General features: G+C 56.1%; 10 protein-coding genes. All 10 read right to left on the bottom strand.

The features are described 5' to 3' along the window. Positions 1 to 6: 6 nt before the first annotated feature. Entirely contained in the window at positions 7 to 1,413 is a 1,407-nt protein-coding gene (locus tag RJP21_RS22000) for an MFS transporter (RefSeq protein ID WP_310861210.1), read from the bottom strand. Between the two features lie 140 nt (positions 1,414 to 1,553). After that, complete coding sequence (locus RJP21_RS22005) at positions 1,554 to 2,108, bottom strand: TetR/AcrR family transcriptional regulator (protein ID WP_160040784.1); 555 nt, start codon at positions 2,106 to 2,108, stop codon at positions 1,554 to 1,556. 197 nt (positions 2,109 to 2,305) lie between these two features. Beyond that, positions 2,306 to 3,679, bottom strand: a complete 1,374-nt coding sequence (locus RJP21_RS22010; RefSeq protein ID WP_310861211.1) for a sulfatase family protein — start codon at positions 3,677 to 3,679, stop codon at positions 2,306 to 2,308. A gap of 88 nt (positions 3,680 to 3,767) precedes the next feature. Further along, positions 3,768 to 6,068, bottom strand: a complete 2,301-nt coding sequence (locus tag RJP21_RS22015; protein ID WP_310861212.1) for a glycoside hydrolase family 3 N-terminal domain-containing protein — start codon at positions 6,066 to 6,068, stop codon at positions 3,768 to 3,770. 127 nt (positions 6,069 to 6,195) lie between these two features. Next, complete coding sequence (locus RJP21_RS22020; RefSeq protein ID WP_310861213.1) at positions 6,196 to 7,809, bottom strand: extracellular solute-binding protein; 1,614 nt, start codon at positions 7,807 to 7,809, stop codon at positions 6,196 to 6,198. A 46-nt stretch (positions 7,810 to 7,855) separates the two neighbouring features. Beyond that, positions 7,856 to 8,764, bottom strand: coding sequence for a carbohydrate ABC transporter permease (locus RJP21_RS22025; RefSeq protein ID WP_310861214.1), 909 nt, complete (start codon positions 8,762 to 8,764; stop codon positions 7,856 to 7,858). A 15-nt stretch (positions 8,765 to 8,779) separates the two neighbouring features. Further along, the gene (locus RJP21_RS22030; protein WP_310861215.1) at positions 8,780 to 9,742 is read right to left on the bottom strand and encodes an ABC transporter permease; all 963 of its coding nucleotides are present in this window, start codon (positions 9,740 to 9,742) and stop codon (positions 8,780 to 8,782) included. Positions 9,743 to 10,157: 415 nt separating this feature from the next. Continuing rightward, positions 10,158 to 10,985 (bottom strand): C40 family peptidase, encoded by an 828-nt coding sequence (locus RJP21_RS22035; protein ID WP_310861216.1) that lies wholly within the window; start codon positions 10,983 to 10,985, stop codon positions 10,158 to 10,160. Between the two features lie 374 nt (positions 10,986 to 11,359). Continuing rightward, positions 11,360 to 12,946, bottom strand: coding sequence for a glycoside hydrolase family 43 protein (locus RJP21_RS22040; RefSeq protein ID WP_310861217.1), 1,587 nt, complete (start codon positions 12,944 to 12,946; stop codon positions 11,360 to 11,362). After that, positions 12,919 to 13,917: a pectinesterase family protein gene (locus RJP21_RS22045; RefSeq protein ID WP_310861218.1), complete on the bottom strand. Its 999-nt coding sequence runs from the start codon at positions 13,915 to 13,917 to the stop codon at positions 12,919 to 12,921. The genes RJP21_RS22040 and RJP21_RS22045 overlap by 28 nt, the downstream gene beginning before the upstream one ends. Between the last annotated feature and the right edge of the window lie 61 nt (positions 13,918 to 13,978).

A 13,978-nucleotide genomic window follows, 5' to 3' on the forward strand; every position in this document is an offset into this window, starting at 1 on the left:
ACCGTTTCAGGCTTTTCCCTGCGGCTGCGCCGACGCGCCGGCCGGCTTGATGCCGGGAAGGCTTCCTTTTTTCAAATACCAATGTCCCGCGATCAGCAGCACGACATGAACGGCCCCAAGCACCAGGAATATATTCGAATAAACATAAGCGCCGCCGGTGCTGAAGTTCAGCGGGTTCCAGGCGCCGCTCGCGCCCATGTCGATGATTTTGCCGTTAATGGCTACGGCGACGCTCCCCGAGATGAAATTCATCATGGAAAACATGCCCATACCGATGCCCGTTTGCGACTTGGGAAGCGTTTTGGACGCCGAGCTGGCGAGCACGATGTTCATGAAGGATTGACCGACGTTTCCCAGCACCAATATGAAGGCGATGGCGACCGGCGATGCCCCCGTGAAGACCGACATCAAGGCAAAGCAGGACAGCAGCATGACGGAGGCGATATGAAATACAAACGAAACGCCTTTCGTATCGGCGAGCGTGCCTCCTTTTTTCCCAAGCAGCGCCGAACATAAAGCTGCCGGAACAAGGGCGAGCCCGATCCAGCCGGACGACAGCCGCTGTTCTCCCGCCAGCAGCAGCGGGCTTAAAAAGATCAGCGAATACGATATGCCCGTGATCAGGAATGTGGCCGCCAAGTAAACCATATAGCTTTTATTCTTCAAAAGCTTCGGCTGAATGAAAGGTTCTTTGGCCAATCCGATCCGGAGGCCGAACAGGATAAACGCAGCAGCGCCTCCGGCCATAAGCAGCCACGAATCTTCCGATAATCCGAACAGCAGCATGCCTACTCCCGCGCCCAGCAAAACGGCTCCCGGCCAATCGACCTGCCCCGCCGCTCCCGGTTCGTCGTTCAAAAATTTGCGGTACCAGGGCAGCAACAGCAGCGTCAGCAGCGGGATGCAAAACAACCAGCGCCAATCCGCCACGCTTGATACGAGCGCCGAAACGACGGGACTGAGCGCGTTGCCGATGGCCAGCCCTACGGCCGACATCCCGAGGGCGGTTCCCCTTTTCTCCACCGGAAAGTAACGGACGGGGATTAACGTCGCCGTTGCCGGTATAACCGCAGCACCAGCCGCCTGAAGCGCCCTGCCGAAGATAACCATGCCGAATGTCGTGGAGCAGATCCCGAGCACGGAACCGGCGGCAAATATGAACAGGCCGACGGTCAGCAGCTGCTTCAGCTTGTATTTATCCGCCAGCTTGCCGTAAATCACCGTCCCGATGGCATAAATGAGCGTATATACGGACGTCATCCAGCTAACCTGCGAAAGGGTCAAATGGAACTGCTCCCGGATTTGCGGAAGCACGACGTTGAACATCCCTGCGCTCATGACGGATATAATCAGGGTGCAGGCCAATAGGCGAATCAGTTTCATGGCCTGGGCTTGCTGAGCTTCATCTTGCATATCCACCATCCTCCTCGAATGAACGTCAGTACTGACTGACATTTAATGCAAAAGAAAAACGTCTTATTGACGTATTCTTATACTGCCTTGCTGCCTAACATTAATCTTGCATAAATTACCGGAATGCTTGCCGACCGGAATCAAGGGGCCAGCGCTTTCGCAAAAATCCGGACGCTTTCTTCGATAAACGCGTCCAAGGTCACGCCGGGGAAGTTTTCGTCTTTCTCCAGCTCGTTCAAAAACGCGCCGAAATGCATCATCAAAAAGGACAACGCCTGGATTTCCGGATTTGTCCGGGCCATCTTCCCCTTCTCGGCCATCGCCACGAAATACTGCGTCAAAAACTCCATCAGCCGCAGCGGATGCTGCTGCGTTTGCTGCCGAATGCCGGGAAGATGCGCCTCGTCCTTGATGCTGATCAGAATCATTTTCCGGTTGCGGTTCATCGTCTCGTGGTATTTCCGCGCGATGAGCAGCAGATCGGCATGCAAATCCCATGTGATCTGTTCTTGAAAAAGATTCGCCATTTCCCCGGTGTAATGGAAACGTTCGAAGGCCTCGTCGATCAGCTTCCGCTTGCTGCCGAAATGGCGGAACAGCGTCTTTTCGCTGACGCCGGCGGCCGCGGCGATTTCTTGGGTGGTGACCCCTTTATACCCCTTCTCGGAGATCAAATCGATCGCGGACAGCAGCATTTTATCCCGGTTGCATAATGATTGCTCCACTACGGCTCATCTCCTTGCGAAAGTGTGTCAGTGAGTACTGACAGTCATTATATTATGCCAGAAAATTCTAGATGTCAATGCCGCTGATAAAAAATGTCCCCTACACCTCCCGGGTACGGTACCCAAGGATGGATGCAGAGGACAAAACTTCCGAGCGGTATCCCTGTCTATGCCGGCAAAACGGGCACTTCCTTCATAATATCGCCGCCCTCCTCCATCCAGCGCTGCAGTTCTCCCGCCAAACGCCTGATGTGAGGCTCGTTTGCCGGATCGTCCGACACGTCGCGCGTTTCCCATGGATCGGCTTCCAGATCGAACAGCTGGATCCGATCCGTTCCCGTATCGGTCACGGGCGAATGGTAATAACGGATCAGCTTCCATCTGCCGTCTTTAACCATCCGCTGCACGTCCCGGTAAGCGGTGCATACGACAGGGCGAAGCCGCTCCCGTCCTTCGAGGAGCGGAACGAAGCTGATTCCTCCCGCGCCGGAAGGCATCCGGAGTCCGCACAACTCGGCGAGCGTCGGGAACATGTCGATGTTGCTTGCGAGCGCCGAAATCCGGAGCCCTTGCGGAACGCCCGGTCCCCGCATGATAAACGGAATCCGTATGCTGTGATCATACACGTTCTGCTTGCCCATCAATCCGTGCTGGCCGATCGCTATGCCGTGATCCGCCGTATAAACGATGATGGTTTCTTCGTATATCCCTTGATCCTTCAGCGCGGAGACCACGCGTCCGATTTGGGCGTCCATGTGGGTAATCATCGCGTAATAGTCGGCCATATGACGGCGGATTTCCGCTTCGCTCCGGGGAAGCCGCGCCAGCTTTTCGTCCCGGACCTCCATGTCCCCGGTGTCGAACGGATGGCCCTCCATGAAATTGGAAGGTAACGGAATCGCCTCCGGATCATACATCCCGGCATACGGCTCCGGTGCGGTGCGGGGATCATGCGGCGCGGTATAAGCCACATACAAATAAAACGGCCGCTCCCGATCATGCTTCCGGATAAAGTCGACGGCAGCGTCGGTGAACAGCTCCGTCGAGAAAGCTTCGCTGATCCGCTCGCGTTCCTGGGGATAACGGCCTTCGGGATCAAACGGCTGCACCGGAACGCGGTTATGGTCGCTCATCCCGTAGAAAAACAGCTTGTCGCCGCCTGCAAAGCTCCGGGCGAAACTCCCCTTGTCATTATGCCACTTGCCTACGGCGTATGTATGGTAGCCGCCGTCTCGGAACGTTTGCGGCATAAGCGGAACGTCGGGACGAATGTTCACGGAATGCTCCCAAACGCTGACGTCGCTGCCGATCATCGACTCGAAGATGGGCCGGCCCGTGTTCACGCATGCCCGGCTGGGGGCGCAGACCGCCCCCGTCAACCCTCCGAAGATGTGCATCCCTTCCAGTGCCGTGCCTTCCGCCGAGAGCGCGTCCAGCGTCGGCGTGCGAACGACGGCGTTGCCCGAGGAACGGATCGCCTCATATCGATGGTCATCCGCAATGATGAAGACGACATTAGGTTTTTTTGTGCTGCCTTTCATGGTCGGCACCTCCCTTTCATAACGAATTTCCTTTATCCAAACGGCAACGGACGATTCCGGCCAACCTTGAATAGCAGTTCGAAGCTACTTATGCTCCTCTTACACGTAATATTATGCTCTGAACGTCCGCCGAATGGGGGCCGACCATGATGTCGAAATCGCCTTCTTCAACGGTCTCTTCCAAGTCCCTGCCGACAAAGGACAGCTGCTCCGCATCGATGTCGAACGTCACCTCCCGGGTTTCTCCCGGCTCCAGGAAAATCTTCGAGAATCCCTTCAGTTCCTTGGCCGGACGGGTGATGGAGCTGACTTTGTCCCAGATATAAAGCTGCACGGTTTCGGCGCCGGCCCGTTCGCCCTTATTCGTGACGCTCACCGTTGCGGAGACACTCCCGTCGGCCGTCATTTCAGGAGCCGAAAGGGAAAGCGCCCCGTATTCGAATTCGGTATAGCTGAGGCCGTACCCGAACGGATAAGCGGGCTGCATATCGGTTTCGAGGTAACGTTTGCCGACCGTTCTTTTGCCATTGTAACGAACCGGCAGCTGACCGACGGATTTAGGAATCGATACGGTCAGCCGTCCCGACGGATTGGCGTCGCCAAACAACAGGTCGGCCACGGCGTTTCCTCCTTCCTGTCCGGGATACCACGCTTCCAATACGGCGTCGGCATGCTCGTCGATCCACGGCTCCGCCACCGGCCGCCCGTTGATATAAACGACGACCAACGGCTTGCCAAGCTTCGCGAGCTCTTCGGCAAGCTCCCTCTGCACGCCCGACAGTCCGAGCGTGGAACGGTCGATTCCTTCCCCGCAGTCCATGTCGCTGTGCGGGCTGTCCGTGACGACCGATGCGCCGGTACGGAGGTCGATCGTCCCTTCGCCGAAATCGCGTGCGCTCGAACCGCCCAGCACCAGCACGATGACGTCGGCTTTCCCCGCCGTCTCGACCGCCGTTTCGAAGCCTTCCCGGCTGTCATCCTTGATTCTGCACCCCGGGGCGTAAAGAACCCTTTCCGGGGCATGCGACAATCGGTTTCGGATGCCGTCGAGCACGGTCACGACGCTCCGGCGGGGCTGCGGCGACGTATAATCCCCCAGCTGGTTGTAAATGTTGTCCGCGTTCGGGCCGATGACGGCGATTTTACCGGCGCCATGTTTGCTTAAAGGCAGCGCACGGTCCTTATTTTTCAACAGCACGATGCCTTCAAGCGCGGCCTGCCGGGCCAAAGCGATATGCTCGCGGCTTCCGATGGTCCGGGCAGCGCGTTCGGGATCGGCGTAAGGCCGCTCGAACAATCCGAGCTCGAATTTGATGCGCAAAATGCGGGATACCGCTTCATCCAGCGTCTCCATGTCTACTCGCCCGTTCAACACTGCATGCTCCAGATGGGCCCGGAACATGTCGCCGGACATTTCCATATCCACGCCGGCGTTCAGCGAAGCCGCGGCCGCTTCCTCCGGATTTGAAGCCGTATCATGCCCCCACACCAGCATGTTGATCGCCCCGCAATCGGTAATGACAAAGCCGTCGAAACCCCACTGCTTCCGAAGCACATCCGTCAGCAAATAAGGATCGGAAGTGCACGGAACGCCGTCGATTTCGTTGTACGCGGTCATCACCGATTTCGCCCCGGCCCGGACGGCCGCCCGGAACGGCTTCAAATCCACCTCGTGCAGCTCGCGCAGCCCCATATGGACCGGCGCGCTGTTGCGCCCGCCTTCGGAGCTGCCGTATCCCGCAAAATGCTTCAGCGTGGCGATGACGCTGTCATCGGCGTCCAGCCGGCTACCCTGCAGGCCGCGGACGGCCGCTTCCGCCATGGCCGAGGCGAGGTACGGATCCTCGCCGTACGTTTCTTCGGTGCGTCCCCAGCGGGGATCGCGGACGACATCCAGCACCGGGGAATACGTCGCGGCTCCGCCTTGGCTGCGCGTCTCCAGCGCGATAGCCCGGCATACCCGCTCGTACAGCTCCAGGTTCCACGCGCTGGCCAGCGACAACGGAACCGGAAAGACGGTCGCCCCGATCGCCATATGGCCATGCGAGCATTCCTCCCCGAACAAAATCGGAATGCCGAGCCGCGAATGCTCCATTGCGTAACGCTGGATGGCGTTTATCGTTTCGGCCCCCTCCCGCGGAGAGAGTCCCGTCTCAAGGGTGACCTCCGTCCACGGATCGGCGCGCAAAACGCCGTAAAGCGAACCGATCCTTCCTCGGGCCGCTTCTTCCTTGAACGCTTCGGTTAACCTGATTTCGCTTCCGTTTCGCTCGTACACCTTCCAGCCGAACAGCTGCACAAGCTGCCCCACTTTTTCTTCCAGCGTCATCAGCCGCAGCAGATGCTCCGTTCTTGCTTCGATGCTTAATGATGCGTCTTTGTAACTCATTGGCTGCGTTCCTCCTCCATCCCCCGCTTTTTCCTGTCATGCAATGTTTCCATGAAATTATAAAGGCAATAGCCAACCCCCGGCGAAAACGCCGGAGATGTTGGCTATTGCGGCTTGGAACGTCAGGTTATTTTCCGGTGTTCCAGCGGTCGTATGCTCCTTGGTACAACTCGACGATGCGGTCGGATCCCATTTTTTTGAGCTGGGCGATGTAGTTGTCCCAATCGGACAGCGGCACTTGCCCGGTCACGAATTTGGCTTCCATCTGCTGCACGTACGTATCCAGGTCGGAGAACAATGCGGAAGCTTCCGACTGTTCCTCGTTCGTCAAGTATACGTTAGGGAACGGCGTTTTGCCGATCGGCACGAGTTTTTCGGCGTTTTCTTTATCGATCCAGGCGTCAAAGTCGGTCCGCAGCCCTTTCGTGACTTCCGGATCGTTGATGCCCGGCGTCAAAATGCCGAAGTTCGGCGTAATCGTTCCACGGTATTCCTCGCGGTCGCCGCCGCCCGGAACCGGCAGCCATTCCTTGACGTGGTTTTCCTTGTCTTTATATTTCCACAGCGTGCCTTCAGGTCCCTGGTTGAAGAGCGTGGAACCTTCATAGCCGTACAGGTAGTCGATCCAGCGCATGGTCGCTTCCGGATTCGGGTTTTTGTTCGTGATCGCAAAGGTGCCGTTGGCGGACATGCCCGGATGTTTGCCGTAGACCGGAGTGCCCGGAATTTCGCTTTTCACCGGCGTCATGAGCGGGTTGTCCCCGCTTGGCTCGCCGCCGAGCGTAAAGTACGGATAATAGTCGTTAAACAATGCGATCCGGTTGTCCTGCCCTTTCGCCTTTTTCTGGTCCGGCGTTTGCGAGAACGTTTCGTGATCCAGCAGGTCTTCCTTCCACAGCTTGTTCATGAACGTCAAATATCCTTTGTAGCCTTCTTCTTGAGGAGAATAGTGCACTTTGCCGTCTTTGTCGGCGTAAATTTTTTCGTCGTACATGCCCCAGAAGCCGAAGAAGTACATGCGCAGATCATCCAGCTTGACGGAAGTCAGCGGAATTTCATCCTTTTTGCCGTTGCCGTTCGGGTCCTCTTCCTTGACGCGTTTCAGAAACGCGTACAACTCGTCGGTCGTCTTCGGCAGTTCGGTGACGTTCAAGGCTTTCAGGAATTTGCCGTTGTACCACATCGGGCTGCGGTACCAAACGGCGGCCGTATCGATGAACGGAAGCGCATACATATGTCCGTCCGGCGTCGTGAAGGATTTGCGCACGTCCGGATGCTCGTCGAGAATTTTTTTAATGTTGGGCGCATACCCTTCGTCGATGTATTTTTCAAGCGGCAGCAGGATGCCCTGCGTACCGTAGGTTACCTGCTCCGACGGCTTAAGGTCGGCGGCGTAAAGCATATCCGGCAAATCGCCGCTTGCGAACATCAGGTTTTTCTTCGTGGCGAAGCTGTCGATCGGCGAAAGCTGGGGTTCCAGGTGAATGCCGGTCAGTTTCTCCATCTCTTTGAGGACAGGCATCGTATTCCAGTCCGCTTTCCCCGCATCCTGCGACATCACTTTCAGCGTCAACGGCTTGTCGACGATCGGAAAGCCATCTTTCTTTACCCCTTCCGTCGTTGAAGAAGCTGACGATCCTTTGCTGCCCTCCCCATCCTTGGACGATCCGCATGCCGCCAACAAGCTGGCGGACACCGCGAGGCAGAGCAAAATGGATGAAGCCTTGCGAATCTTGTTCATGACAACAACTCCCTTTTGAATGTAAGTTATTGAATTTATGGCAAGATCAGCCCTTGACGGAACCGATCATGACACCTTGCACAAAGTAACGCTGAAGGAAAGGATAAATGACGATGACCGGCACGGTTGCCACGATGATGACCGCGTATTTGACCAGCGCCGCGATTTCCGCTTTGCTGTTCATCGCCGCCGCCGTCGACGCGTCGATCGCCCCGCCGCCCTGGGCCGCCATCTCCTGCAAAACGAGAATTTGGCGCAGCACCAGCTGCAGCGGATATTTGGCGGAATCATTCAAATAAATGAGCGCCGAGAAATAGCTGTTCCAGTTGCCCACGCCGTAAAACAAGGCCATGACCGCAATGATCGGCATCGACAGGGGCAGGATGATTTTGACGAACAGCCGCATATTGGTACAACCGTCGATTTGGGCCGCTTCCTGGAGCTCCTTCGGAATCGAGCTTTGAAAAAACGTGCGGGAAACGATGATGTTCCAGATTGAAGCGGCCGACGGTATGACGATCGCCCACATCGTATTGATCATGCCGAGCTGTTTCACCAGCAGGTAGGTCGGCACCAGCCCGCCGCCAAAAAACATCGTCACCATGAACATGCCCATAAAGAAGTTGCGTCCGACGAAATCCCTGCGGCTCAGCGCATATGCCGCGGGCAGCGTTACCACGAGGTTGATGGCAGTCCCTACCGCCGTATATAAAATGGTGTTCGCGTATCCGGTCCAAATGTTCGAATTTTCAAACACCCGCTTGTAACCCTCCAAGGTGAACCCTTTCGGCCACAGCCACATTTTCCCGGAGCCCACGAACTTCGGATCGCTGATCGATGCGCTGATCATGTAGACGAGCGGATAAAACACGATCAAAAAAGCCAGGAAAACGTAAAGATAGTTGAAGACGAGAAACGCCTTGTCGCGTTTGGTTTCTTTTACGCCTGAAAGCATCCGCGCAGCCTCCTTTTACCACAAGCTGTTTTCGCTCGTCCGCCGTACGATTTGATTCACGACGATCAGCAGCACGCAGTTGATCACGGAATTGAACAAACCGATTGCCGTCGAAAAGCTGTACTGGGCATCCACGAGCCCCGAACGGTAGACGAACGTTGAAATGACGTCGGAAGAACTCATATTTAACGGGTTTTGCAGCAGCAATATTTTTTCGAAGCCGACCCCGAGCAAACTTCCCATATTGAGAATCAGCAGGATCGTCATCGTCGGCACCAGCGTCGGAATATTAATGTGGCGAATGCGCTGGAACCGCGAGGCCCCGTCGATGATCGCCGCTTCGTGAAGTCCCGGATCCACCCCCGAAAGCGCCGCGAGGTAAATGATCGTCCCCCAGCCCGCGCTTTGCCATACGCCGGATAGCACGTACATCGTTTTGAACCATCTCGGATCCGTCAAAAAGTCCGGCGATTTGAACCCGAACCCTTCGATGATGTGCGTCACGATCCCAGTCGACGGGGACAGGAAGGAAATGATCATCCCGGCCATGACCACGACGGAAATGAAGTGAGGCGCATACGTGACCGTCTGGGCAAGCTTTTTAAAGAAGCCGTTCCGGACTTCGTTAAACGCCAGCGCCAGAATGATCGGGATCGGAAATCCGACGGCGAGTTCGTACAAGCTGATGCTCAGCGTGTTCCATAACAAGTCCCAGAAATAATAAGAATGAAAAAAGCGAGTGAAATGGTCGAAGCCGACCCACGGGCTGCCCGTGATCCCTTTTGTAGGAATGAAGTTTTTGAACGCGATTTGAATGCCATACATCGGACCGTAGGAGAAAATGAGAAAGTACAGAAACGCCGGCGCAATAAAGATGTAAAGCTCCCAGTTCTGAACGACCCTTTTCCAGGCGCCTTTGCCGTTTTTTTTCGGTTTCGGCGCCGCTCCTAGCGGAATGGCGGTTTTCGTATCCTGCATAGAACCACTCCCTCATCCACTGAACGTTCTTGCCGGCCGCAGCGCCCGGGTTTGGCCACCGGCACGCTGACAGCGCTTACAACCCAAAAGATATCCGACAGCGTGGAAACCGTAAATATGCCATTTTTGCAGACGCCTGAAAGCGGCTACAATCCTGAATGAAAACCATGCCAAAACATATACGGCCGATCGTAAATATGTCATTTTTGCTGCGATTATCGCCCGTTTGACGCCCGCACCGCAAAAATGACAATCGGCGGACAATCCCTGCGGCGCCTTGTTTGAAGTTGACATCAAAAACGCCATGTATACGCTTACAACGTGATGTCAGGCGTTTCATTGACACGGCAGTAACAATCGCTTGCCCCGAAGCAAAAAACACGCCGTTTCCGGCGTGTCGGTTCGGGCTTGTTTTTTATTTCAATACGCTGCCGCCGTATAAAAAGCGGTATTTCCACGAATTTGTAAAATCCGTCACCACGACGCCTCCCGCTTTTTGCGAATAGGTATGAAGGAGTTTGCCGTCCCCCAGGTACAACGCGACATGCGTGATCCGCTCTTTGGATTTGTTGATGCCTTGGTACGCGGCGCTGCTGGAACCCTTGTAGCTCATGAAAAAGAGGATATCGCCTCGCTTCAGTCCGCTTACGTCATAAACCGGCGTGCTTTTTTCTTTGATCCAGGCTCCTTGCTGGCGGGAATCGGCAGGAAGCACCAGTCCGGCCCCTTCCTTGAAAATTTGGCGGATGAAATCGGAGCAGTCGAAGGTCGTGGTCGTATTCCGGTCGGAGCCGAATTCATACGGTGTGCCCAAGTACTTCATGCCTGTTTGGATGACCTTTTCGATGGCTGCGGACGCGTTTTGGGAAGGTTTCGGCGTTGACGTGTTTTCTTCCGGCTTCGACGAACCGGCCGATCCCGCGCTCACTTTGATGTATTGGCTGGAGGAGCTTGTGTATCCGACCTTGCCGGACGACGTTTTTACTTTGTAGTAATATGGCGTGCTTTGGTCCAAAATTGTCACTTGCTCCCCGCGCTTCAAGTAACCGAGCACTTGGCTGGACAGGGAGGGCTTGTCCCTTAAACGGACCGAGGCTTGAACCAAGCCTGTCTGAGCCTTCGCTGCCGATTGAACCGCAGCCGTTGCCGCAGCCGCATGGGACGGAGACGGAAGAATGATGGCTGCCGATATCGCCGCCGATACCGCAAGACAGCCGAGCATGCTTTTCTTGATGTTGATCATGTTGTTTCCTCCTTGAAAGATTACATTTTTGTAACATTTAGGATATAACTCTGCCTCAGGCAGCGTATTTCTCGTACTGTCCACCATTATGTCAGAGCTTGGATGATGAGACATGGTCAATTTTTCACAAAAAATCTCTCCAAATTATGGTTAAATATAGGTCTTTTGTCCCTCTAAAGATAGGAGAATGGTTATATAGGAATAATAAGGATCTGCTGAGACTTAAAAATCCCTCAGAGTTCGTACTACTAAAACGACGCATCTATTCGGGCATCGTGGCGGGAACCTTTGAGCAGTACAAAAAACGGCGCACGATCCGTGATCGTAAACGCCGTTTCCTTGGCGCATGGCCGCAAGTGGCGGTTAGCGCGGTTTTATTCATCTTTTCCTTCGTAGCGGAAGTAGGCAAAATCGGCATGGATGCCCTCAAACCGCTGCATGTCGTGAACGGCGACGGCTATAAAATTGCCGGTAAAGCCTCCGCTCAAAAAGCCGATGTCGATCGTCTCATGCAGCCGCTGCCACTCCTCCCCGTTTCCGGCGCGGTAATAAAACCGCGCTTTTGTACCGTCCACAGCGACGGACAGATGGATCGGTTCCCCGCCCCCTGCCGGAACGGCGACCGGAAGCAGCGAAAATTCGTCGGCCGCGCAGCGCATCATCCGCAGCACCTTGCCCTGTCCTTCTTCGTGGGTGGCATAAGCGTACAAATAATTGTCTTCGTTCAGGTACAGCAGCAGCCCCGCCATTTGCAGATAAGTTTCAGGCGCAAACTCAAACGCGGTTTCGGCCCGGAAACGGACGTCCGTCTGCCGGATCGCCACCATATGCTGGCGAAACAGGCTTTGCGGCGACTCGCCGGCGCGGATCCGCAGGAAACCGGGTCGCTCGCGCAGGGAGCACCAGCTTTCATCCGCCATAATCCGCAGCGTGTTCCACGTTTTGTCCAGCCGCTCGCCGTCGAATGCGTCTTCGAAAATATGCCGTTTCGCCTGCTTTGCCCTCTCCATGCCGAGCGGCGCAGGCACCTCCGTGCGCGGATCGCTGCCGCCGCCTGTCAGGCGCAGCCAGCCTTCGTCATCCCAATACACGCTCTGCAGCGCCGTTTCCCGCCCCAAAATGGCGTATTGGCCCTCAACCGGACGCGTGCAAAGATGGGCCATGTACCATTCGCCTTGCGGCGTTTGCACCAGGCTGCCATGTCCCGCGCATTGGAGCGCAAGCTCCGGCCGCCCGCGCGAGGTCAGCATCGGATTGCGCGGATCGACTTCGTAGGCGCCGAGCAACTCCTTCGAGCGCGCCACCGTCACCGCATGCCCGGAGCCCGTTCCGCCTTCGGCCGTTATCAGGTAATAATATCCGCCCCGTTTGTAAATATGGGGAGCCTCCGTCTTTTTCAGCCACGTGCAATCGAACAGCTTATGCGGCTTGCCGACGAGCCTTCCCTTTGCCGGATCGTATTCCTGAATGACGATGCCGCTCGATTTGTTGCCCTCCGGAATGCGGTAATCCCACAAGGCGTTCAGCAGCCATTTGCGCCCGTCCTCGTCATGGAACAAAGACGGGTCGAAGCCGCTGCTGTTCAGATACACCGGTTCGGACCACGGCCCTTCAAGGGACTTCGCGGTGATCAAATAATTATGCGCATCCTTAAACGGGCGTTTCGTGCTTTTGACGTCGGTGTACACCAGGTAAAAAAGACCGTCGCAATAGCTGAGCTGCGGCGCCCATATGCTGCAGTTTTTCGGGTTGCCCCGCAAATCGACCTGGTCCGTCAGCAGATCGGTGAAATGCTCCCAGGAGGCCAAATCCCGGGACCGGTACACCCTTAGCCCCGGAAGCCATTCGAACGAAGACACCACGATGTAATACATGTCCTCCACGCGCAATATGCACGGGTCCGGATTAAATCCTTTCAAAATCGGGTTTTTGATCACGACTCTTTCCGTCGTCGCTGCCATGTTCCGTTCTCTCCTCCCTGAATCCAGAAATCCGTGCCTTGGAACACGTCTTGTTTAGCCGGAGCCGCATCAAGCGAATCGGTGCAAAGCGCCCATGGAACCCGCCGCTCCCGCAGCGCTAGGGCGCCGGAAACACCGAATTCCCGGTAACGGACCTTCGTTTCGTTGGCGGGATTGTCCCAGTTATGCCAACCTGCGGGAGCGATATGCCCGCCCAGCTTGCAGCCGACGAAATCCGTTTTGGCATGTTCCCGCCAGGGACGGCCCAAATAAACGTCCGAAACGCCCTGCTCCGCCGTCAACAGGCAATCCCGGAACACGTAACCGTGTTCAGCTCCCGGCGGCGTCGAAGCCGCCGTCACATACCCGCTCCCCCGCTTCGCATGCCGCAAGCTGCGAATCTCGCACTGCTCGAAATAAGCGGTCGCTCCGCCGAAAATAAAATCGACGGTGCCTTCGATCCGGCAGTACCGGTACAGCTGGCGGCAGCGGTCATGATGCTCCCGAACCGGGATTCCGCCAAACGAACCTCCCTGCTTGGTCGCCGGGGGCAGCGGACCGGTAAAAAGCGTGTCTTGATGACCCTTGAAGGTGCAGCAGCGAAAAACCGCTTCGTCGCAATACGCGGATACCGCAACCGCCTGCCCGATGTCGTCCCCCTGCCCCGCCGCATTGGTCACGGTGAGGTTTTCCAGCATCAGCCGCCTGCCTCCCAAAAACAAGGTCGGCGTCGCAAAGGTTCCGATTTCCTCCCCCTTCTCGTCCTTTTGTTTCGCGTAACGGCTGCTCGTGATCTCCACGCGCCCGATGCCGACGATGCGCAAATTCGAGCGGTAAATGCGAACGGCCTCTTCATAAACGCCGGACATGATGTACAGCGTTTCCGGCTGCTCATTGGGCAGCCGTTCCAGGGCGTCCGCCGCTTCCCCGATCGTATGATAGTCGCAAAAGCTTTCCTTTCCAACCAGCATGCATGGCCGTCCTTTCTTCGCCCTCTTCAATCGAATTCAGCCGTCGATATCCAATCCTTCG

This window comes from Paenibacillus sp. VCA1 (assembly GCF_031583795.1).
In the GTDB taxonomy this organism is placed as follows: Bacteria; Bacillota; Bacilli; order Paenibacillales; family Paenibacillaceae; genus Paenibacillus_AQ; species Paenibacillus_AQ albilobatus.